Genomic DNA, 22442 nt, shown 5'->3' with positions numbered 1-22442 from the left:
ATTGGGTAAACTTCTCCAGATAATTAGCTCGGATATATTTGCCGCAGTGTGTCGGGCCGCATGAGTCGCAGTCATAAGACACTCGTGTGAAACACGAGTTGGCGCATGCAAGACGTGGCTAGCGAATACCTTGCGGCGCATTATCCCTAAAGGTTGACGCATTTTGTGTTGTTTGAAGAAGCTTTGGCAAACAACTTGCTTAACAAGTGGATATGCTTTTATCTAAAAAAAACATCCATCTACGTTTCAACATAAATGGATGTTTTTTGTTATTTTAACGTGCGTTTTAAAAACTCTCTCGTACGTTCTTGTGTTGGATTGTTGAATATTTGCTCCGGGCTTCCTTCTTCTGCAATAACCCCTTTATCCATAAACACAACCCGATCTGAAACTTCTTTTGCAAATTCCATCTCATGCGTAACGATTAACATCGTAAGTCCTGATTCCGCAAGTTCCTTCATGACTTTTAGAACCTCTCCTACCATCTCAGGATCTAGTGCCGACGTTGGTTCATCAAATAACATCACGTCTGGTTCCATCGAAAGTGCTCGCGCGATTGCCACACGTTGCTTTTGTCCACCAGATAGCTGGCTTGCTTTTGCATTGACGTATTGATCCATCCCAACAACTTTTAAATATTTCATCGCTATCTTTTCTGCTTCTTCTTTGGAACGTTTTAGTACTTTTACTTGCCCGACGACACAATTGCCTAATACATTATGGTTATTAAACAAGTTAAACTGTTGGAAAACCATCCCTAGATTTGTTCTGTAGGCATGGATATCATGTTTGTCATCTAAAATGTTTTCACCGTTGTAAATAATTTGACCACCACTTGGTTTTTCCAAAAGATTTATACAACGAAGAAGAGTGGATTTACCTGATCCGGATGAACCGATTATGCTCACGACTTCTCCTTTATTCACAGAGAAGTCAATGTCTTTTAGTACTTCACGTGCTCCAAAGGATTTGCTTAAATGTTGTATATCAATTACTTTTGCCATTACTGCTCCTCCTCCGTTTTAGCTTTCTTTCGTATTTGTTAAGGTTACTTGTGCTGGTTGACCAATCATACTGTAATTTTCAGGACCGTCTAATTTTCTTTCGAAGTAACGTAGTATTAATGTTACTGAATATGTCATAACAAAGTACAAAATACACGCTACGAAAAACGGTTCAAAGTATTTGAAACTAATTCCTGCAACTGTTTTCGTTTGGAAGTATAGTTCCGTCACCCCTATTACATTTAGTACGGAAGTATCTTTAATGTTAATAATAAATTGGTTACCTGTCGCAGGTAAAATGTTGCGAATTACTTGCGGTAATACAACATGAAGCATTGTTTGTATATGGTTCATACCAATCGCCTGTGCAGATTCGAATTGTCCTTTGTCGATAGAAATAACTCCACCTCGAACAATCTCTGCCATATAAGCCCCTGTATTAATCGAAACGATAAAGATAGCTGCTGCAGTTCGGTCCATATCTACTCCAAATGCCATTGCAGAACCATAGAATATAACCATCGCTTGTACGATCATTGGTGTTCCACGGAAAAACTCTATATAAATCGATAGAATAATATTCACTATTTTCAATAAAACTCTTTTTACTTTTCGCTCAGGCGTAGGTATTGTACGAATAACACCTGCTAACAAACCGATAATTGCACCTACTATAGTACCAATTATGGAGATTAAGAGTGTCATACCTGCCCCACGAAGAAACAGTGGCCAATTATCAATGATCATCGATATAATCCACTCAATACTCATACTTTCACTCCTTTAATTAATCAATTACACCTCGGCGTAATTGCGTCCAGATTTTGTATTGCATTTAGGCCTGCGTGATGCAGGTCAGTTAGCCGTTGTCGCCTGGACGCGACGATCTTAAGCTAACTCCATTCTAGTACCTCTCAAAATCCCTGACATCCTCCCGAGGACTAGGTCAACAGGATGTTGGTTACTCTGACTAATCAGCAATTACTACTTGCTGCTTCAAGTTAAAAACCGACTGCAATAAGTAGCAGCCGGTTCGCTTGCCTCATTATTCAGCAGCTGGTTGATTTTGAATTGCTTTATCCATAATTTCTTGACGCTCTTCTTCTGAAATTTTTGCTAAAATTTCATTTATTTGATCTGTTAGTTCGCTACCTTTTTTAAGACCTACCGCTACCGCAGTTTCTTCTTCATCTGCAACAAATCCTTCGGTAAATTCAACCATTGCAAAGTTTTTATTTGCAGCAGAAGCACTAATTCCTTCCGGACGCTCGGATACATATCCGTCAATCACGCCTGATTCCAAAGCTACACGCATTGCAGAGAAATTATCAGAAGCTGGTTGTTTTTGAACACCTTCGATTTGATCAATTACACCATAGTGAGAAGTATTCAACTGACCAGTGATTTTCGCTCCACTAAAATCTTGAATAGAAGTAGCATTTTCATATGGTCCGCCTTTTTTGACAATCATAACAAAATTTGATGTGTAATAATTGTCAGAGAAATCGATTGATTGTTTGCGTTCTGCCGTTGGTGACATACCAGCAACAATTGCGTCTATTTTATTTGATTGTAATGACGGAACTAATCCATCCCACTCTGTTTTTACAATTACTAGTTCTTTCCCTAATCCTTCTGCAATCTTTTTAGCGATTTCTACATCATATCCACCCGCATATTCTGCGTTTCCAGAAATTTTTACTCCGCCGTTAGAATCATCTAATTGAGTCCAGTTAAATGGTGGGTAACCTGCCTCTAGGCCTACTGTAAATGTATCCTTACTTTCTTCTGAAGACGATCCTGTTTTTTCTGTATTGTCCGTCCCACATGCAGCCAAAAGTAACAATACGGATACGAACATCGTGAACATTAATAATTTGTTTTTCATGTGTATTTCTCCCCTTTTATTCTTAGTCTATGTTTATAAACAATAAAAAAGGACAATCTATCAAAATAGACCTGAGATGAACTCAGGTCGCAATTTGTATAGTTGCCCTAAATCCTCTACTTTACCCAAATGAGATAGCACACCACGATAAACCGGGACGTTTAAAGTGGACAGTCCTGCAATTATTCACTGCAGACCCAGCATGTAATACGGAGAAATATTTACAAACTTCGGCGACATCTCCTTCTCCTTAGTATCATTGCTTCTCAAACTCCACTAAGGACTAATAAATATCGCGCCTCTACCCCACTTATTTAAGTGAGGTTGTATTTAATTATTGTTCATAGTCTACAACAACATATACTATGTGTCAACCGCTCTTCCCTTAATATCTGGCATCCAAAATTTAACTTTAAGAAAGGTGTTTTATAACTCTTCAATAGGAAAGTTTTTACTAAAAAAGACATCTCTTTGAGCACTGCATTTGATAAAACCTTGCTGTTTCTGGTATAATGGAGAACGGATGAATTGGTGAACGAATCTTTATGCAACAAAATGGAAGTTACATTTTAAATTTTTCTATAAAAAAGGGAGTTGATATTATGGGATCTGTCCAAGTCGCAGATCACAAAGTGTCAGAAGAAATGAAAGATGATTATTCACTAGACAGAGTGCCACGAGATCAGAGAAAAATGGGTTGGTTTAGTATTACTAACATCACGTTTGGTATCGCAACGGCAATTTTTTATTTTCAAATGGGAAGCGTTATGGCACTCCAATTTGGAGCCATCAATGCCATCATATCCTCCATATACGCGATAATCGTTGCTGGTATACTCGGAACATTCATTGCTTATCTTTCAGCAAAATCCGGTATGAATGTCAATTTATTATCTAGAGGTGGAGGTTTTGGTTACATAGGTGCATCGTTAACCTCATTCATTTATGCAACAAACTTCATCATGTATTGTGCATTTGAAGGACTAATTTTAGTTTCCGCAATTCACACCTTCTTCCCCGCCCTACCAGAATGGGCACTAATCATTTTCTTCGGATCAATAGTCATTCCATTAAATTGGTTTGGAATCAAACAGCTTGATAAATTACAAAAGTGGTCTCTACCGATTTTCGGTATTTTTTTAGTGGCTGCCATTATTATGTCATTCTACAAACCTTCCATTTATGAAGGAGCTTTTTGGACGTATATGCCAGAAGGTGTTCAAATGGGTGGACAAGCATTACTGCTTTGTATCGGGATGCATCATGGAATAATGGGTCTTACCGCTTTACTTTCTTCGGACTACGCACGTTTTCTTAAGCCAAAAGATATTAAGTTAGGATCTTTTGCTATTGGATTTATCCCTCAAATTTTCTGTTTTGGTGTAATGGGGGGTCTCGGTATATGGTTCGGTGTACGTTTAGGTGAACCAAATCCGGGAGTTTATATTGTTCTACTACTAGGTATTGGCGGCGCCTTATTCACGATGTTAACACAACTACGGATAAACGTTACAAATATATATAGTAGTTCTTTATCACTTTCTAATTTCTTCGAGAATATTTTTAAATTTACACCAGGTAGACGTTTTTGGGTAGTTGTCTCGGGATTAGTTGCAATAGGCTTAATGCTCGGTGGAATTGTAGATCACTTAGATACAGCAATGACATTCCAAGGAGTCTTTTTACTTGCTTGGGCAGCTATATTAGTTACCGATGCAATGATTGTGAAAAAGCTTCTTAAAATTGGACCTCGTTATTATGAAGCTCGACATGAGTTTTTATATAAATGGAATCCTGTTGGAGTCGTTTCTCTAGTTATTTCTAGTGGTTTAGGTACAATAGCCGCATTAGGATATATGGGTTCATTTTTGCAAAGTACCGCGGCATTTTTTGCAGCTATTTTAGCAGCTATACTCACGGTTATTTTAGCAATTTCTACTAAAGGAAAGTATTATAGCAAAGGTACACCTACCGACATTCCTAAGGAAGATTATATTGCTTAATCGGTAATAATTGATTGCCTCTTTAACAGCTACTAACCAATCGATCAGCCCACCATCCAATTTATTGACTGATTTCCATGTTGCCTTTTTGACGAGGCATTTGATTCGTTTCACGCTATTTGCACTCTTTTTTTCGAAGTTGTGTTTATAGTATGCTGATCATTTGATTGGTTTTTCATTCATACTACCCCCACCATATATACTTCAATATCTTTCCACATATATAAAGAAAAAGAGTAGCTATTTGGCCTGAGAAAGGCTGGCTACTCTTTTTTTACTTTTAAAGTTTCAGATACATTTCTATCGGGATTTGAACTGTAAACTTATTGTAAACTCAGCAAATTTTCACCAAAGTTTTGTTATGATGAATGAAAAACTATGGCAGAAAGTGGCGAATTAATTGATGAAAAAAATAACTATACTACAAACAAGCGATATTCACGGAAATGTCTATCCTATTAACTATGGAAATAACGAAAAAGCAGATGTAGGAATTGGGAGAATAGCGTCGATTATTCATCAAGAACGCCTTATAGATGATCAATTAGTGCTTATTGACAATGGCGATTTGATTCAAGGAACGCCCCTAACTTATTATGCTGTTCAATACTTGCAAAATGAACAAAATCCAATGGTTGGCATTTTAAATCACTTATCATACGACGCCGCAGTAATTGGAAACCATGAATTTAACTACGGTATGAGCGTGCTAGATCAGGCGGTTCACGAATCTACTTTTCCATGGTTATCCGCAAATATTGTTAATGAAAAATCACAGCAACCTTATTTTGGTCTCCCTTATATAATAAAACAAATAGAAGGCGCAAAAATAGCTATATTGGGCGTAACAACTCATTACATTCCTAATTGGGAAAATGAACAAAATATTACCGGTCTAGCATTCCAAGACGCCCTTCAAGAGACGAAAAAATGGGTAGCGTATATAAAAGCACAGGAAAATCCAGATGTACTTATTGTTTCCTATCACGGAGGTTTTGAGTGTGATATAGAAACTGGAGAACCAACTGAAAACTTAACCGGGGAAAATCAAGGATATGCTATATGCCAAGAGATTGAAGGAATTGACGTTTTACTCACAGGGCATCAACATCGTTCATTGACCGGGAACATTAACGGAGTAGAAATTGTTCAACCTTCTAATAATGGACAAATGATCGGTAAAATAGTCCTTACGTTAAATGAAAAAAATGAAATTACGCATAAAACATCCGAGTTATTAACAGTAGATAATGTGGAAGCGGATGAGTCTCTTCTAATAATGACGGCTAGTTTCGAAGAAGAAACACAAAAATGGTTGGATCAACCAATTGGAAAAATTGAAGGAGATATGTTAATAACGGATCCACTTTTAGTTCGAACAAGAGACCATGCTGCTATCGAATTTATTAACAATGTGCAAATGGACATTGCTGGCGTGAAAATTTCCAACACCTCTTTGTTTAACAATGCTTCCCCGGGCTTCAAACCGCATGTAACGATGCGGGATATTATTTCCAACTATATGTTCCCAAATACACTAAAGGTGCTTCGTTTATCTGGAAGAGATATTAAGGAAGCATTAGAACAAAGTGCACAGTATTTTACCTTGAATGAAGAAGGCGGGCTAGAAGTAAATCCAACCTATATATATCCAAAACCACAGCATTACAACTACGATATGTGGGAAGGCATCGAATACGTATTGGACATTCGCAATCCTATCGGAAAACGGGTAACTATGTTGAACTACGATGGTAATCCTATTCAATTAGACGGAGAATACGATGTCGTGATGAACAATTATCGCGCTGGAGGCGGGGGTAATTTTACGATGTTCCAAGACAAACCTGTTATTAAGGATATCACTTTGGACATGACGGAAATACTCGTCAACTATATTAGTGAAAAACAGACAGTAAAAGCAACCGTTAATTATAATTGGAAAGTTATTTGGTAATAGTTCCAAAACAGTATAGTTCATCTACAAGAGAGCTGATTTTTCAACTCTCTTTTTTTATGTACTTTTTTCTTTACATAACGTTAATCGAATCTTTACAGTACCTCCATTTTCAAATGCACTTTCACTGCTATACTGAACTGCTACACAAAAATAACTGATGGGAAAAAACATTAAAAACAAGCTCTCACTTTTATAAGTGGGTGCTTGTTTTTCTGTTCATTAGTTATGAATAAAAAAGCAATAACATATGGTTAAAAGAATGACTAAAGTGGAGATGAGGGATTTCTATATTCATTTATGTAGTTAAAACGGGCGATTCTTTATTTTCCATTGCGAACAAGTACCAAGTTTCAATGGACAGTATACGCATTATCAACGGTTTAACAACGGATAGTTTAGTAGTAGGGCAAGATTTACTTATTCCGACAAATACGTACATTGTGCAACCGGGTGATTCACTGTATACGATTTCTCAGATGAGCTTCGTTTCCATTGAAAAAATACGCCTTTACAATGGATTACAGTCAGATTCATTAATGATAGGAACGAGGTTATATTTGCCTCCGCGAACAAAGTACAGTGCAGAAAATTTAAGTTATATCACACCTTCAACACCTGATAGAAATACGAGACTTATAGAAAGATATGCACCTATTAATACCTTTTTAGGCATCTTTGAATATCATGTTTTAGAGGATGGAAGTTTAAGTACTCTGGACGACCAACAAATGATACAAACATCTAGAGAAAATAGAGTAGCCCCTCTTGTCGTTATTACCAATTTAACTTCTACTGGCTTTAATCCCGAATTAACACGACAAGTACTAGGTTCAAGCGAAATAAGAAATCGTGTTATCAACAATATATACCAACTAGTTAAAAACAAGAACTATGCAGGAGTAAATATTGATTTTGAACAAGTACCTGCGGAACTAAGAGATCTATATACAGGCTTTTTACATGATTTAAGGGCTAGATTAAGTCCAGAGGGATATTATACATCTGTTGCTGTTCCCCCTAAAACTAGCGATAATATTCCTTGGTTAAGAGGGTATGATTATGGTGGTATTGGAGCATCTGTAGATTTTGTTTTTATAATGGCTTATGACTTTCACGAAGCAAGCAGCCCTCCTGGTCCTGTAGCTCCTATCACGGAAGTAAGAAAAACAATTCAATTTGCACTTCAACATATGAACAGAAACAAAGTTATTCTCGGTGTTCCTCGCTATGGCTATGATTGGACAATGGATAACGGAAATGCGGTAAGTGCAAGGGCAGTTTCTGTATCTGAAGCAGTGGAAACTGCCATGCTGGCGCAAGTACCTATCTCTTATTCTACCGAGTACCAGCAACCCTTTTATCAATATTGGGATTCAAATGGGCAAAGACATATCGTATGGTATGAGGATTCGAGAGCACGTGCTGAAAAATTTGAACTAGTAGTAGAGTACCGTTTAAGAGGGTCTGGAGCATGGCAATTGGGGTTACAATTTGCCCAGTCTGCTGTATTGGTTGAAGAGTTTTTCGACACCAAGAAGGTTCTATAGAAGAAGCAAACTAAGTCCCCGTCATTCAAGCGGGGTCTCATTTTGCTTATAGAATCTATACGAGGAGGAGCGTAATGAAAAAAACATGGTTGCTAGGATTTGGATTTTTTAGCATCAGCCTGGGATGGGCATTGTACAATGGATTTGTCCCGTACTTTCTGAATGATTATCTTTCAAGCACCGCCCTTATTGGCTTTCTCATGACAATAGATAATTATTTCGCTCTTTTCTTACAACCTTACATCGGAAACCGAAGTGATCGAACGAATACCCGATTTGGACGTCGCATGCCTTATTTACTCATTGGCATTCCTTTTGCCGCTATATTCTATGGCCTTATTCCTTTTCATACAAGCTTGTTTACGTTAATTGTATTTATGGTGTGTATGAACCTATCCATGGCTATTTTCCGTTCACCAACGATTGCATTAATGCCTGATATTACGCCAGAAGAAAAACGCACAAAAGCGAATGGGATCATTAACTTCATGGGTGGGTGCGGTGGAATTTTAGCGTTTAGTATAGGTTCATACCTTTTTGGTATCAACGAATCGCTACCATTTTTAGCAGTCTCCGCTACATTAATCGTAGCGTTATTTGTCGTTTTTAAACATATACATGAAAAAGAAGATACTATCCCTTTTATTGAACAAACGAAGCTCAAAATAAATTACAGAGCAGAATTAAATAAGCCAACTATTTTTCTTTTAGCTGCAATCTTCTTTTGGTTTATGGCTATACAAGGGATGGAAGCATTATTCACTTTATATGGGGTAAACGAACTTGGTTTAACTAAAAGTGCATCCGCTTTTTCTTTAGCCTTTTTTTCCTTAAGCTTTGTTCTTTCTGCTATTCCGAGCGGCATCTTAGGAGCAAGGTTTGGAAAGAAAAAGGTCATATTGTTAGGGATAGTCGGGTTATTTTTCGTATTCTTTTTTTTAAACTGGGTCGAATCAGTTGTCTCGCTACGAAGCCTTCTATTAGTGGGAGGTGTATTTTGGGCATGTATTAATATCAATTCTTACCCCTATATTGTTTCCCTTGGAGATGAACATAGTTTTGGAACACGAACGGGCTTATATTATTTCGTTTCCTCGTTAGCAGCTATCATATCCCCACCTACTTTAGGATTACTTATCGATATATTTGGTTTTGGCATTCTATTTAATGCAACTGCTGGTAGCATGCTCTTTGCATTAATATGTATGTCACTAGTCAAATCCGTGTCCAATCAGAAGCAAATTATAAACACATAACAAAAACCGACCTCCAAAATGGATAGTCGGTTTTATTTATACTGCTATGCCTTTATGCTAGCTCTTGTATAGAAGCAACATACTTTTCTTCTTTTTCTTTATCAAATCTACCTTCCCATTTAGCCATAACAACTGTTGCTAATGCGTTTCCTACTACATTTACAACGGTACGTGCCATGTCTAATAAGCGGTCGATTCCTGCGATAAATGCTAGTCCTTCTAATGGAATACCTACTGTTCCTAACGTAGCTAGTAATACAACGAACGATACGCCTGGTACACCAGCGATTCCTTTTGAAGTAACCATTAACACAAGTACTAACGTAAGTTGCTGTGTAATACTTAGATCAATTCCATACATTTGGGCGATAAAGATTGCCGCAAGTGCTTGATATAGTGTAGAACCATCCAGATTAAATGAATAACCAGTAGGTACAACAAATGATACGATATCTCTTGGTGCACCGAACTTTTCCATTTTCTCCATTACTTTCGGCAATACTGTTTCCGAACTAGAAGTGGAATAAGCTAGCAGTAGCTCGTCCTTTAATACTTTTATTAGATGGAAAATGTTCACGCCAACTAACTTGGCAATACCACCAAGTACAACAATGATGAAGAAAGCCATTGTTGCATATACCAAAATCATTAACTTGCCGAGTGGTAACAATGATTCCAATCCAAATTTAGAAACAGTTACTCCGATTAACGCAAACACCCCGAATGGAGCAAATTTCATGATGAAGTTTGTCACCCAGAACATTGCATCTGCTGTTCCTTGGAAAAATGCCAAGACCGGTTTTCCTCTATCTCCAATTGCAGCGATACCTAAACCAAATAGTACCGAAAAGAAAATGATCGCAAGCATATCACCATTTACCAAGGACTGAACAATATTACTTGGAACAATCCCTACAATGATATCCATAAATCCATGACTTTGTACTTCTTGCGTCGTTTGAACGTATTGATCAATATTCCCTTTTGAAAGAGTCGACATGTCTATGCCTTCACCAGGCTTGAAAATATTTGCTGCTAGTAGACCAACAATAATCGCGATCGTTGTCACAACTTCAAAATAAATTAATGTTTTACCACCTAATTTACCTAACTTTTTAATGTCGCCAGTTCCTGCGACACCTAAGATGAGTGTAGACACAATGATTGGAACTACAATCATTTTAATCATATTTATAAAAATCGTACCAATTGGCTGTAAATAGGTTTCTACTGCTGGGTTACCAAAAAAGATAGCCCCCACAGCAATACCTAGGACTAGCCCGACTAAAATCTGATAGGCCAATGTAAATTTAAATTTTTTCTTCAACTGTAAGTCCCCCCTTAATTTCATGAAAACGCTTTCCTACTTTAAGAGTAAGCTTAAGGAAAATTTTACGGGCAACTTACAAAATCCGACGCAATCCGACATTTTATTTTATTATTTTTTTGTATTTATGAAGTGAGACGGACGAACAATTACGAACAAAAGCACATGCTCCCGTCTCTACCCCGATTCAGTAAATCGAACTTAGAATGGAATGAAACGCATAATAGGGATAATGCGTCGTAGTGAGTTGTATAAAGTGTCCGCAGGGATTTTCGCAGCAGGGTGGACGCTTTCCGTAGGGTGAGCGATGAGCCTTCACCGCCGCGCCTACGCGCGTACGTTGTGAAGTCTCATTTTACTCAACAGAGGAGCAAAGGCTAGGAACGCCACATCGTGTGGCAACGCCTTCGTGACCAACATCCTGTTGGCCTCTACTGGAGTCGCCTCCCTTCTGCGAAAATCCAATGATAAAACAATGACTTATCAGTGTCCTAAATTAACAATAAATGGTTGAATCAGACAATATCGGCTGTGAACGCAACAAAGCGGTCACTGAACACGATAAACAAGTCGAACGGATGCCGGCAAGAAGAATTGGGCGGGCTTTTAGGCATATTATTTCTATAATATGTAAAAATCATCATCGTCTCAATCCAAGTAAACTTGATATTGTAAGAATTAGTTGCTTTCATCGACAATTTAGTTGCTCTCATGCTGATTTTAGTTGCTTTCGTACTGAAATTAGTCGCCTTCAACAACTTTTTGATTGCCCTTAGCCATTCTTTGGCACTTTCCATAACAGTGTGAGACCCTGCAAGAGGGTTAGCGACGTTGCAACTTGTCACTCGCCTAGCGGAAATATAACGGCTTCCTTATTGAACTTGATAAGACGCTTTATCCCTATACTACGCTCAAAACTATAAATCCAAATTCAATGTTTTTTTAAAGGTATCCACATGCCCAAATTTTTATGGTTTCCTAGGCAACGAAAAAATGCGGAAGGATGCGACAAAGTGGCATCCTTCCGCAATATAAAGTCTCGATTATGGTGTAGAACTTTTTCAGTTCAAAGCACTTCATAAGCTCACGTACAATAAAGTACCCAATATGTTATTACAATACTAACAAACAAATTACCGGGCATTTTTGATTATCTGAAGTTATCTATTCGTTTGGACTTGGTTGTATTTTTCTTGTACTTCCAAATAGAGAACTTGTAGAAACTTTTTATTATTCACTTTCATTTTGAGGAAGTTTTTCCTATCTTCTTGCATGTGTATCATTTGATTTCTTATTTCTTGAAAATCAAAATAACGAGGGGCATAATATTCAAATTCGGGATTCGTGTAATCGATTGCTCCTAAAGATACTATGTTATTCATCGCATTTAGTATAGTTCGACGCAAGCGTTGTTCCACTGCTTTACTTTCCTTCTGAATATGGGATGAAGGCGTTCCTGATTTAGTCGCAATGGCTTCATATAATTCTTTTAAAGGTGGCAATTGGGTTATGGAATGTTGTTGTTCAAAAAGAAACTCCATCATCGCAACAATATCATCGCTTCCAATCTCTCCGACAATTCCCATATCACTCAGGATAGAATAGACGATTTCTTTCACACTTTGCTTTTTATATATTGGTTTAGACGGAGTAATATTGGCCAAAGACTCTCTAATGGCAAGTAGAGAACCCTGCAGTCTAAATTGTTCCGCTGTTTTTCTTAAGATGCTTTGCACTTCTATTCGATTAATGGGCTTATGTATAAAAAACTCTACCCCTTTTTCATAGGCTTCGCCGACCATTTCCTTATTTACAATTTGAGAAATCATTATAAATTGTCCTTCGTATCCCTTTTTCCTCAACAGTTCGATTGTTTCAATGCCATCCAATTCGGGCATTAAAAAGTCAATTAATACAATGTCTGGGTGCATGGTAACAATTGGAGTTAGTGAACTATTCCCACTATCTGCTTCACCAATTACTAAACCAAGATCTCCTTCTGTTATTATCTGTCTTAGCATTTTTCTGCTTGCCGTATCGTCATCTACTATAAAGTAACGCAGGTTGTTTCACTCACTTTCTTAAATTGTTCGTCGGGATTTGTATTTGAAAAACTGTTCCATCTTTCGTCGTTTCCACTCGGATATCTCCAGCAAGCGTTTGGATGATTTCTTTTACATGCGATAGACCAATCCCTGTCGCTGCAACCCCTTTGTCGTTATACTTTGTCGTATATCCAGGTTCAAAAATGATCAGTATGTCCTCTTCCGGAATTCCTTTTCCTGAGTCTTTTATCGAAAAATAAGTATAGCTAGATTTCTCGTACATACTTATATGTATTTCTCCATTGTCTATAATTGCTTCAACAGCATTAGCAACGATATTGTTTAGGAAAGCAAGTAAGGCAACTTGCTGATCTGTTTCAAAATCGGAAGTTGCCGAAACAGAAAATTGGATACGTTTCCTTAATAATCTGCTATATTTTTCATTGGAATGGATAACAAGCTGAAGCACTTCAGACAAGTATATAGGCTCATCTTTTTTGCCTTCTGTTACATTCTTCAAACCCGCTAATATTCGTTGGGAATCTTTTTTTACTTCATGTATTTCTTGGGTAATATGTAAAGCTTGCACACTTAATGCTTTCATATTTTCTTGCTTTAGCTTTCGGTATAAATCATGGCTAGAAGCAGTAATCTGTTCAATATGGTTCATTGATTTTTGCAAATAAAGCGTCTCCGCATAAAGCTCTGAATTGACTCCTAACATTTCTTCCATTCGTTTCTTTTGCTCCGCAATAGCAATAGAGCTATACAAACCTACAACAAAATAGCTGCGAAGTACCGCTACTCCTAGTAATAATGCCCATTCCCGAAAACCTAAGTTTTCATCATACATAAACCAGTTTCGCACAAGATGCTCAGTGCCATTCGCGATAAATTCAAATCCAACACCAAAAGCTCCTAACAGAAAAGGGTTAGTCTTATACTTTTCCATGTCTATCATTCGGAACCCTAACGCGAACAAAAAGTAAAATAAAAATGCAGGTGCATGACTAATAAAACTTAGCTCAAATGATTCGCCATGTAATAATATATCTCTTATCATACGTGCAATCACTACGACGAGTCCCGTAATAGAACCTGTTAAAATAAGCAAGGAAGGTGGCCGGATAAGGAGAAGCAAAAAGAATGTTATACTCCCTAAACCAAAACGAAAGTCTTCCCCACTAAAAGGAATAACTTTAAACTCACTCGCCAAGACGGTTAAAAACACAGTAAGGACAATGGCAAACTTACTATTTCGTAAAATCATGAAACTCTCCTAGAACGGCTTATTTAATAATTTGAGTATAACATCGAACAATGGAGAAGAAAAAAAAGACGAAGCATACATGCATATGCTTCGCCATTTTGCTATATTTATGCTTTTTTAACAAATTCCGATTTTAACTTCATAGCACCAAAACCGTCAATTTTGCAATCAATATTATGATCCCCGTCGACCAAACGAATGCTTTTCACTTTTGTTCCTATTTTTAAAGTAGATGAACTTCCTTTGACTTTAAGGTCTTTAATGACAGTAACAGAGTCTCCATCATTTAATATATTACCGTTTGCGTCTCGTACAACTTGTGTATCTTCTTTTTCTTCTGCTCCGTCAGTAGTCCACTCATGCGCACATTCTGGACAAACGAAAAGATTTCCGTCTTCATACGTATATTCAGAGTTACATTTTGGACAATTGGGTAAGTTAGCCAATTTTCATTTCCTCCATTTCAAACAGTTCCTATTATGCCTCTATAGTACCATGTCTAGTTTTTTTAACAACCGCATAACAGGAAAAAAGAATCGCCCGGTCATTAAATGGATGGGCGATTCTTTTTTATGCACTTGTATTAAACTCTTTCTAATTCCTGTGGCTCTTCTTCAGAAGCATTAGCTTCGTTCGATACATCCTCGTCTAAACCAAGTGTCTTCGCTGTAGAAGCATGAAGCTCGCGGAAAAGTGCTGGGTTTTCCACTAAGGAGATACCATAAGATGGAATCATTTCTTTAATTTTTGGCTCCCAATATTTAACATATTCTGGGAAGCATCTATTAATTATTTGAAGCATAACGTGAACGGCAGTAGATGCCCCTGGTGAAGCACCTAACAAGGCTGCGACAGAACCATCCGCCCCAGTAACAACTTCCGTACCAAATTGAAGTGTCCCTTTGCCGCCTGCTTCTGTATCTTTAATAACTTGGACACGTTGTCCCGCTACTACGATATCCCAATCTTCACTTTTAGCATTCGGAACAAACTCACGTAATTCCTCGATACGTTGTTCTTTGGATAACATAAGTTGTTGGACTAAGTACTTCGTTAACGACATATTTTTCGCACCAGCCGATAACATTGTAAATACATTATTTGGTTTTACAGAACCTAATAAATCCATATTGGAACCGGTTTTTAAGAACTTTGGTGAGAAGCCAGCAAATGGTCCAAATAGTAGTGATTTTTCATTATTAATGTATCGTGTATCCAGATGTGGAACGGACATTGGTGGAGCTCCAACTGCAGCCTTACCATATACTTTTGCATGGTGTTGTGCTACTACTTCTGGATTTTTACATACTAAGAATAGACCACTAACTGGGAATCCACCAACCTGTTTGCTTTCAGGTATACCTGTTTTTTGCAGTAAAGGTAAGCTTCCGCCACCACCACCGATAAAGACAAATTTCGCTTTTACGTACTCGAGTTTGCCGTCTTTACTTTGTACTTTTAATTCCCATAAGTCATCGCTCGTACGTTTAATATCATTTACTTGATGATTATATTTAACATTTACATTTTCTTTTTCTAAGTGATCAAACAACATGCGCGTTAAAGCACCGAAGTTGACATCTGTTCCAGAGTCGATTTTCGTTGCCGCTATTGGCTCGTCCAAAGTTCGATCTTTCAACATAAGCGGAATCCATTCCTTCAATTTCTCTGGATTGTCGGAAAACTCCATCCCTTCAAATAAAGGATTAGTTGAAAGCGCTTCAAAACGATTTTTTAAAAATTTAACGTTTTTCTCGCCATGTACGTAGCTAATATGTGGCAAAGGCATAATAAAGTCTTGTGGATTACTAATTCGACCGCTATTTACAAGGTATGACCAAAACTGTCTAGACAGTTGGAACTGTTCATTGATATTGACCGCTTTACTAATATCAACAGTACCGTCTGGTTTTTCACTCGTATAGTTAAGCTCACACAGTGCAGAATGTCCTGTTCCCGCATTATTCCATTCATTAGAGCTTTCTTCCCCTGCTTTATCAAGCTTTTCGAATACCGTAATTTTCAAGTCTGGCGCTAGTTCTTTCAGCAGTGTTCCCAAAGTCGCACTCATGATGCCGGCACCAATTAAGATAACATCTGTGTTAGTTTGTCTGTTACTCATTTTTACCATATCCTTATATCTTAAGTTTTGCAGAAAGGATGTAGACGCTCCTTCGTAGTCGTTACAGAAAAACAAGACGCGACCTAGGAACACACCGTTTCTGTATTATTTATATCCTTTTATTAGTGTATCATAGTTATTTTAATAATAAAACATCTCTCTCTCAAACTATGTCGCATATTGTAGTATTAAGTCATGGAATCTCAGAGAAATGATGGGAGAAATTCCAGAGGAAATATGTAAGACAATTTATAAATTAAAACTCGACATACAAAAAGGGTCTTTTTAATTAACTTTCATTTGTTTCTACTATATATTTAAACTAGGTGATGAGATGAATACAAAAATATATTTAAACAATGAAAAGTTCGTAGCAGGAATGAGTTTGAAAGATAGTACGGAATATGAGAACAACAACATGGCCCTTCACGTATGTGAAAACCCAAATGATGTATTGGAAAACCGTAAAATACTAGCCGCATCCTTACATTGTGATTTAAAATCATTTGTCTGTACCAATCAAACACATAGCGCTAATTTCCACCGAGTAACCTTAGATGACAAAGGGCGAGGTGCAGACCAAATAGATACAGCGATTGCAGATACAGATGCCTTGTATACGTACGAGTCAGATCTATTATTATGCAGCTTCACTGCCGACTGTGTTCCTGTCATTTTTTATAATGAAAAGACTGGTCTCATTGGAGTAATCCATTCTGGATGGCAAGGTACCGTCAAAGAAATTACCTTGAAACTTTTTCAACATTTAACGCAAATAGAGCAATGTAATCCAAACGATTTGCATGTCCAGCTCGGTGCAGCCCTAAGCCAAGAAAAATTTGAAGTGGATGAAGACGTATATATAAAATTTAAAAACCTAGGTTATGCAGATGACTTTATTTATTACAAAAAGGAAACGAACAAATATCATATCGATAACCAACTGACCGTGAAAAAGCAATGTGAACTTGTAGGAATCCCGTCCGATCAAATTAAGATAGATACGACCTGTACGTTTTTAAGCTCAGATGGATTCTCTTATCGACAAGATCGACAAAGTGGAAGGCATATGAGTTTTATAATGAAAAAGGTATTTAACAAATGAAAACAATTCGAAAAGGACCTAACAGTAGGTCCTTTTCGAATTGATTATCTTTTTTTGCTCTTATTTTTGTATGAACATTTGTGTCCAGTAGTTTCCATCCTTCACATACCCTACTCCAATATGCGTAAAGTTTTTACTAAGGATATTGGCTCTATGTCCTTCGCTGTTCATCCAAGCTTTCACTACTTCAGCTGCAGATTTTTGACCTTGTGCAATGTTTTCTCCAGCTGATTTATATGTAATGCCATAGGTTTTCATCATGTCAAATGGAGAACCATATGTTGGGCTTGTGTGATCGAAATATTGCTTATCATGCATATCTTGGGACTTGGATTCCGCTACTCTTGCAAGCTCCCAATCACTTTTTAGAGCTGGAAGTCCAGCATTTGCTCTTTCCACATTTATAAGTTTGATCACTTCTTGTTCTACACTAGCTTGTTCTTTTATAGGAACATTAATCTTTTGTCCAGGATTGATAAAATTCGGATTCGCAAGCCCTGGATTTGCATCGATTAACTCTTGAACTCCTGTTTGTGTGGACATGGCGATTTTCCAAATGGTATCTCCTTTAACGACTGAATATGAGCTATCCGCTAAAGCACTCATTGGTAATAAAAACGATATAGATAAAACTGAAGCAATAGCTGCTTTCCCTACTTTTTTAAACATCCAATCAATCCTTCCAGTTTAATATATATTCATGATAAGTAGTTTCATAAAGTTATTCATCACTTAATATATGGAAGGATTTTTACGATTTCATTACACGTGAAATAAACAATTTCAGATTAATTGCGATACAAGGTTTCCTTCTAATATTCTTGGTAATATATTTGAAATATAAGTGATATAGGAAAAATTTACCACAATAAATTTCTCTACTTTTTGTTATTTATCCCTAGTTCCATATTAAATTCATCTATATACACAAATGCTATATAGTGGCAGTCTATTTCTACTAATATATGATATAATAGTTGGGTTGTTTTTTAGCACCAAGGAGGTCTCACAATGAAATTAAATAAAGGTATTCTATTTATATTATTAGGTGCTTCTTTTTTTGGCTTCACACCGATATTTGCGAAACTTGGATTTAGTCACGGTTACTCACTTGGCCAAATTAATATCGTTCAAATGTCGATTTCCTTTATATTATTATGGTCTTTTACTCTAATGAAACGCTCCAGTTTCAAAGGGCTTAATAAAAAGAACGCACTTCAAATTATGATAACCGGTTGTTTTATCGGATTAACAAGTATTTTCTATTATGGTTCGATGCAGTACTTGCCTGCATCATTAGCTATCATTTTAATGTTTCAATTTGTTTGGATAGGAATCATTTTAGAATGGATTTTCAGCAAAATTAAACCTGCACCTGTCACAATAGTATCCATTGTTTTGATCCTAGTAGGGGTCTTTTTTGCTTCCAATGTTTTAAATGGAGATATACAAGGTCTGCCGATTAAAGGCTTTGTTTTTGGAATTTTGTCTGCATTCACATATGCAGGATTTATCTTTTTCAGTGGGAAGGTTGCTGTCGAAGTAGATGCCTGGACACGAAGTTCTTTGATGGTAACAGGATCAACCATTTTAGTGTTTGTCCTATTTATGCGGGATATCCCGTCCGTGCTCCCTTTGGAACAAAACCTGTTAACTACTGCAGTCGGTGTTTCATTATTTGGAGCAGTCCTTCCCCCACTATTCTTTGCAGTGGGTGCACCTTTAGTTTCGGGAGGAATTGCTAATATATTAACATCTATTGAATTACCTATCGCGATTCTATCAGCTAGCATTATTTTGTCTGAAACGGTAACGCCTCTTCAGTGGTTAGGTACGGTTATTATTCTAATAGCTATCGCATTTAATGAACTTGGTAATAATATTTTGAAACATAAAAAGCAGGAAATCCCTTTGTGATTTCCTGCTTTTTAATGTTCTTTTATACTTATAAAGAAGGCTTCCGTTTTTTACATTGTCCCTGCCGAGGAAGCAGCTGCTTGATCAGCTTTGACACAATCAATTGCGACGACCAGTGCAATGATGACGCCCTCCATTTCTTCATCCAATATTTGAACTTGGTAACTGTCCCCCCAAGTGAACCACTCTTTGCTTACTCTACCGACGACCTCGCCATGCCTCAATACTTGGAAATCCATATCCCACCAGTTACCATTTACCTCAATGCCTGCCGCGTCAATTGTATAGCGTGCTTTAAAGAAAGAAAACTCCTTCTTTATCGTTAATACTTCTTTACCATTCACCTCCACAAAAAACTTCGGTAAAAAACTGAACACTTTTTTTGTTATGAGTGCGATTTCATCTCTTGTTGTATTTAAAATGGAGAAAGTCTTTGGAACTTGCATAAAACTGCCTTCCACATAATAAACATCCTGCTCCTGCTCGTTCTTTACGGTAAACTTGCCACCTAGACTGAATACCTTTTGCTTTATATAAAGTTGTTTCATACTACGCCTCCTTCGATAATGTATATTACCCAAAGTATACCATTATTCGAAATTAGGTACTTACACACTAATCTCTTTCCGTGTTCCAACTCGACTTGTGTAAAACAAGTTTGTTTTACAAAGACAACAGATCATTCCATATTTTCTTCTTTCCTTGCAAATATCGCTATTTATATAATTCTAGACATTTCTACAAAACTCCTATCATTCTCTACTTTTTTACAATAAAAGATAAACAATCAAGAAGAATTAAATAAATAAAGGTCTTGTAAATATTTTCATTTTATATAAAGTTTTTAATTGACTGTAACGAAATGCAACGTTTTCGGATATATAAACGAAAGGAGGTTTACTGGTGGGGCAATTAGATGAGATTTATCAAAAATATAGCGAACGTGTTTTTAAATATTTGATGATTCTTTGTCGCAATAGTGACTTAGCCGAAGAATTAACTCAAGAAACTTTTTATAAAGCTATTCAATCGATACACCGTTATAACGGCTCTAGCAAAATGTCAGTCTGGCTATGTCAAATAGCAAAACATACATATTATCAATATGTCGATAAGCAGACAAAGCAACCGAAAATGCAGGAAGCTCCACTCGTTCATTCTTCCGAGCAACTCCTAATTACTCAAGAAGATAAAATCGAGTTATATCGACAAATACATAACTTAAAAGAACCATACAAAGAGATTCTGCTCTTGCGACTATTAGGTGGATTAAGCTTTCGAGAAATTAGTGATGTCCTCGGTAAAACTGAAAATTGGGCTCGTGTTAACTTTTATCGCGCAAAATTGAAATTAAAGGAGAGCTATTTGATATGAACAATGAATGCGAAATTGTGAGAGATTTATTACCTTCCTATATTGATAAATTATGTAGTAAATCTAGTGAAAACTTTGTAAGTACACACCTCGAATATTGTACAGAATGTAAGTCTTTTTATAATCAAATGCTACTAGAATTAAATATGGAAGATGAAATAGAAATAATGGAGCGACAACAAGTCATTCAACCATTTCAAAAAGTCTCGGCTTTGTTAAAGAGGCAAAAATTAATAGAAAAAGCATTAAAATGGGTAGTCATATTTAGTCTTATAATGACCATAATTTTAAGCACACTTGCTACTTCAAATGCTATACAGTTGAATAAAGAGCAAATGCATCAATCCTTTATCGAACAAGAACAAGAGGAAATTATGTCTACAGCTTTCCAAAACTTAAATCAAAATGGTCTTGAATCATTAGAAGATGTCTCTTTAAACTATTCGCGACAAATAAAGTATTTAGCAGTATTTGAAAAAAATTCAGTTTCTATCGATAAGGAAATTTCTAAAGAGCCGACTGTTTTATATCCACTTCCATATAAAGACGCCAACATTGTTTATGAAAATGGAGAAATTATTACGAATACAATTACTCCTAATGAGTATGATATCGGAACAATGGTGATGGAAAAAGGGAATTATATCATTCAATTTGAATACCAAGATCATTATTTAGGACAAGTAGAACGGGCATTCCAAGCTAAACATTATGCAAAGAGTTTATTAGAAATTTGGCTACCATCAGCCATTACCTTGATTCTTACTACGATTTTATTAATTATATGGCTAAGTGTTGTAAAATCTATAAGACGTAGCGAAGGATTGATTGAATAATTTTCTATACTTTTAAACGAAAGGCCAACTAGTGTAATATGATGCCCTTTACAATTGCCTAAAAAAGAAATCCAAGAAATATTGAGATCTCAATATTTCTTGGATTTTATTAATTTTCCTAACTGTCATTGAAGAGTATTCTATAAAACCTCGTTTACTTGTGATAAGATTCACCATAGAATACCTAAAAGAGGTTTTTCAACCTAGACTTGAACCACTAAAGCATTGGACCTGTATAGAAAGAACTAGCTAATTGGTCAAAATCATAGTCTTTTAGTTCCTCTAAAGTAATATTTGCATGTGAACCTTCATGCACCATTAAATTACTGTTAGGACCAAGATGGACTAATACAACAGGCTTGTCAGTGGCATAAGCGTAACCAAGTTCCCATGCTGTCCCACTGTCCGAATAATTGCCATGATAGATACCTACGACGATTTCCGCCCACTTAATATGTTTTATATCATCCATAAATGTTTCAATTGACCATTGACGTGAACCAACCTCAACACGTTCATCAATTGGATTTCTGAACGGCGAGAATACTTTCAAACCTTTTTCTGCCAAAATTGTCTCCACCTGTTCTAAGCATTTAATCTCCTTCTCATTAAAAAATGGACTAGCTAAATATACTCTTTTCATTAGTTTAAGCTCCTTCAATTTTGATTATTTGTTTTTAACGGTTAAACCATTTATCATTTCTCTGCCAATTGTATTCAAAAAGTCTTTTCATTTCAACAATCCGAATAACTACTAAATTCTCATTAGCCTTCTTCGACGAAGAACC

General features: G+C 36.6%; 19 protein-coding genes and 1 riboswitch. Of the genes, 8 read left to right on the top strand and 11 right to left on the bottom strand.

Features of this window, described 5'->3' with window-relative positions:
* Positions 1 to 269: 269 nt before the first annotated feature.
* From ACIQ38_RS16505 to ACIQ38_RS16495, 3 genes are all read right to left on the bottom strand, one after another.
* Entirely contained in the window at positions 270 to 1004 is a 735-nt protein-coding gene (locus ACIQ38_RS16505) for an amino acid ABC transporter ATP-binding protein (RefSeq protein ID WP_402825389.1), read from the bottom strand.
* 18 nt (positions 1005 to 1022) lie between these two features.
* Positions 1023 to 1775: an amino acid ABC transporter permease gene (locus ACIQ38_RS16500; RefSeq protein ID WP_402825386.1), complete on the bottom strand. Its 753-nt coding sequence runs from the start codon at positions 1773 to 1775 to the stop codon at positions 1023 to 1025.
* A 274-nt stretch (positions 1776 to 2049) separates the two neighbouring features.
* Positions 2050 to 2892: a transporter substrate-binding domain-containing protein gene (locus tag ACIQ38_RS16495; RefSeq protein ID WP_402825383.1), complete on the bottom strand. Its 843-nt coding sequence runs from the start codon at positions 2890 to 2892 to the stop codon at positions 2050 to 2052.
* 127 nt (positions 2893 to 3019) lie between these two features.
* Positions 3020 to 3204: riboswitch (Lysine riboswitch) on the bottom strand.
* A gap of 290 nt (positions 3205 to 3494) precedes the next feature.
* Here ACIQ38_RS16495 and ACIQ38_RS16490 point away from each other — a divergent pair.
* The 4 genes from ACIQ38_RS16490 (at position 3495) to ACIQ38_RS16475 (ending at position 9658) form a co-directional block, all read left to right on the top strand.
* On the top strand, positions 3495 to 4895 hold the full coding sequence (locus tag ACIQ38_RS16490; protein ID WP_402825381.1) for a purine-cytosine permease family protein: 1401 nt from the start codon (positions 3495 to 3497) through the stop codon (positions 4893 to 4895).
* A gap of 403 nt (positions 4896 to 5298) precedes the next feature.
* Positions 5299 to 6852 (top strand): bifunctional metallophosphatase/5'-nucleotidase, encoded by a 1554-nt coding sequence (locus ACIQ38_RS16485; protein ID WP_402825823.1) that lies wholly within the window; start codon positions 5299 to 5301, stop codon positions 6850 to 6852.
* Between the two features lie 356 nt (positions 6853 to 7208).
* On the top strand, positions 7209 to 8402 hold the full coding sequence (locus ACIQ38_RS16480) for a glycoside hydrolase family 18 protein (RefSeq protein ID WP_483880211.1): 1194 nt from the start codon (positions 7209 to 7211) through the stop codon (positions 8400 to 8402).
* Positions 8403 to 8476: 74 nt separating this feature from the next.
* Positions 8477 to 9658 carry an SLC45 family MFS transporter gene (locus ACIQ38_RS16475; RefSeq protein WP_402825378.1) on the top strand — a complete coding sequence of 394 codons (1182 nt, stop codon included), beginning with the start codon at positions 8477 to 8479 and terminating at the stop codon, positions 9656 to 9658.
* Between the two features lie 52 nt (positions 9659 to 9710).
* Here the strand turns inward: ACIQ38_RS16475 and ACIQ38_RS16470 are convergent, their stop codons facing one another.
* The 5 genes from ACIQ38_RS16470 to mqo all read right to left on the bottom strand — a co-directional run bounded on the left by ACIQ38_RS16470 (position 9711) and on the right by mqo (position 16431).
* Positions 9711 to 10985, bottom strand: coding sequence for a cation:dicarboxylate symporter family transporter (locus ACIQ38_RS16470; RefSeq protein ID WP_402825376.1), 1275 nt, complete (start codon positions 10983 to 10985; stop codon positions 9711 to 9713).
* A gap of 1160 nt (positions 10986 to 12145) precedes the next feature.
* Complete coding sequence (locus ACIQ38_RS16465) at positions 12146 to 13048, bottom strand: response regulator (RefSeq protein WP_402825817.1); 903 nt, start codon at positions 13046 to 13048, stop codon at positions 12146 to 12148.
* 10 nt (positions 13049 to 13058) lie between these two features.
* Positions 13059 to 14300, bottom strand: a complete 1242-nt coding sequence (locus ACIQ38_RS16460) for an ATP-binding protein (protein ID WP_402825374.1) — start codon at positions 14298 to 14300, stop codon at positions 13059 to 13061.
* A 107-nt stretch (positions 14301 to 14407) separates the two neighbouring features.
* The gene (locus ACIQ38_RS16455) at positions 14408 to 14746 is read right to left on the bottom strand and encodes a zinc ribbon domain-containing protein YjdM (protein ID WP_402825371.1); all 339 of its coding nucleotides are present in this window, start codon (positions 14744 to 14746) and stop codon (positions 14408 to 14410) included.
* 137 nt (positions 14747 to 14883) lie between these two features.
* A complete protein-coding gene (gene mqo / locus ACIQ38_RS16450; RefSeq protein WP_402825368.1) occupies positions 14884 to 16431 on the bottom strand; it encodes a malate dehydrogenase (quinone) in 1548 nt (515 codons plus the stop codon).
* Positions 16432 to 16756: 325 nt separating this feature from the next.
* On the opposite strand from mqo, the gene pgeF reads away from it, so the two are divergent.
* Entirely contained in the window at positions 16757 to 17527 is a 771-nt protein-coding gene (pgeF, locus tag ACIQ38_RS16445) for a peptidoglycan editing factor PgeF (protein ID WP_402825365.1), read from the top strand.
* A gap of 60 nt (positions 17528 to 17587) precedes the next feature.
* Here pgeF and ACIQ38_RS16440 read toward each other — a convergent pair whose 3' ends face one another.
* A complete protein-coding gene (locus ACIQ38_RS16440; protein WP_402825362.1) occupies positions 17588 to 18196 on the bottom strand; it encodes a CAP domain-containing protein in 609 nt (202 codons plus the stop codon).
* Positions 18197 to 18538: 342 nt separating this feature from the next.
* Between ACIQ38_RS16440 and ACIQ38_RS16435 the strand changes: the two genes are divergently transcribed.
* Positions 18539 to 19444: an EamA family transporter gene (locus ACIQ38_RS16435; RefSeq protein ID WP_402825359.1), complete on the top strand. Its 906-nt coding sequence runs from the start codon at positions 18539 to 18541 to the stop codon at positions 19442 to 19444.
* 50 nt (positions 19445 to 19494) lie between these two features.
* On the opposite strand, the gene ACIQ38_RS16430 is transcribed toward ACIQ38_RS16435, so the two are convergent.
* A complete protein-coding gene (locus tag ACIQ38_RS16430) occupies positions 19495 to 19992 on the bottom strand; it encodes an LURP-one-related/scramblase family protein (RefSeq protein WP_402825356.1) in 498 nt (165 codons plus the stop codon).
* 355 nt (positions 19993 to 20347) lie between these two features.
* On the opposite strand from ACIQ38_RS16430, the gene ACIQ38_RS16425 reads away from it, so the two are divergent.
* Both ACIQ38_RS16425 and ACIQ38_RS16420 read left to right on the top strand, forming a co-directional pair.
* Positions 20348 to 20818, top strand: coding sequence for an RNA polymerase sigma factor (locus ACIQ38_RS16425; protein ID WP_402825353.1), 471 nt, complete (start codon positions 20348 to 20350; stop codon positions 20816 to 20818).
* Positions 20815 to 21654, top strand: coding sequence for a zf-HC2 domain-containing protein (locus ACIQ38_RS16420; RefSeq protein WP_402825350.1), 840 nt, complete (start codon positions 20815 to 20817; stop codon positions 21652 to 21654). The genes ACIQ38_RS16425 and ACIQ38_RS16420 overlap by 4 nt, the downstream gene beginning before the upstream one ends.
* A gap of 217 nt (positions 21655 to 21871) precedes the next feature.
* Here the strand turns inward: ACIQ38_RS16420 and ACIQ38_RS16415 are convergent, their stop codons facing one another.
* Positions 21872 to 22297, bottom strand: a complete 426-nt coding sequence (locus ACIQ38_RS16415; protein ID WP_402825348.1) for a nucleoside 2-deoxyribosyltransferase — start codon at positions 22295 to 22297, stop codon at positions 21872 to 21874.
* Positions 22298 to 22442: the final 145 nt, after the last annotated feature.

The sequence above is a fragment of the Psychrobacillus sp. NPDC096389 genome (genome assembly GCF_044762855.1).
In the GTDB taxonomy this organism is placed as follows: Bacteria; Bacillota; Bacilli; order Bacillales_A; family Planococcaceae; genus Psychrobacillus.
Note: the sequence above shows the minus strand (reverse complement) of the source record. Positions and strands in the feature narration are given on the sequence as shown.

What these genes read in the sequence shown, in the direction of transcription:
- ACIQ38_RS16505 (WP_402825389.1), bottom strand. Translation starts at nt 1,004, where the DNA reads ATGGCAAAAGTAATTGATATACAACATTTAAGCAAATCCTTTGGAGCA.
- ACIQ38_RS16500 (WP_402825386.1), bottom strand. Translation starts at nt 1,775, where the DNA reads ATGAGTATTGAGTGGATTATATCGATGATCATTGATAATTGGCCACTG.
- ACIQ38_RS16495 (WP_402825383.1), bottom strand. Translation starts at nt 2,892, where the DNA reads ATGAAAAACAAATTATTAATGTTCACGATGTTCGTATCCGTATTGTTA.
- ACIQ38_RS16490 (WP_402825381.1), top strand. Translation starts at nt 3,495, where the DNA reads ATGGGATCTGTCCAAGTCGCAGATCACAAAGTGTCAGAAGAAATGAAA.
- ACIQ38_RS16485 (WP_402825823.1), top strand. Translation starts at nt 5,299, where the DNA reads ATGAAAAAAATAACTATACTACAAACAAGCGATATTCACGGAAATGTC.
- ACIQ38_RS16480 (WP_483880211.1), top strand. Translation starts at nt 7,209, where the DNA reads ATGGACAGTATACGCATTATCAACGGTTTAACAACGGATAGTTTAGTA.
- ACIQ38_RS16475 (WP_402825378.1), top strand. Translation starts at nt 8,477, where the DNA reads ATGAAAAAAACATGGTTGCTAGGATTTGGATTTTTTAGCATCAGCCTG.
- ACIQ38_RS16460 (WP_402825374.1), bottom strand. Translation starts at nt 14,300, where the DNA reads ATGATTTTACGAAATAGTAAGTTTGCCATTGTCCTTACTGTGTTTTTA.
- mqo (WP_402825368.1), bottom strand. Translation starts at nt 16,431, where the DNA reads ATGGTAAAAATGAGTAACAGACAAACTAACACAGATGTTATCTTAATT.
- pgeF (WP_402825365.1), top strand. Translation starts at nt 16,757, where the DNA reads ATGAATACAAAAATATATTTAAACAATGAAAAGTTCGTAGCAGGAATG.
- ACIQ38_RS16440 (WP_402825362.1), bottom strand. Translation starts at nt 18,196, where the DNA reads ATGTTTAAAAAAGTAGGGAAAGCAGCTATTGCTTCAGTTTTATCTATA.
- ACIQ38_RS16435 (WP_402825359.1), top strand. Translation starts at nt 18,539, where the DNA reads ATGAAATTAAATAAAGGTATTCTATTTATATTATTAGGTGCTTCTTTT.
- ACIQ38_RS16430 (WP_402825356.1), bottom strand. Translation starts at nt 19,992, where the DNA reads ATGAAACAACTTTATATAAAGCAAAAGGTATTCAGTCTAGGTGGCAAG.
- ACIQ38_RS16420 (WP_402825350.1), top strand. Translation starts at nt 20,815, where the DNA reads ATGAACAATGAATGCGAAATTGTGAGAGATTTATTACCTTCCTATATT.
- ACIQ38_RS16415 (WP_402825348.1), bottom strand. Translation starts at nt 22,297, where the DNA reads ATGAAAAGAGTATATTTAGCTAGTCCATTTTTTAATGAGAAGGAGATT.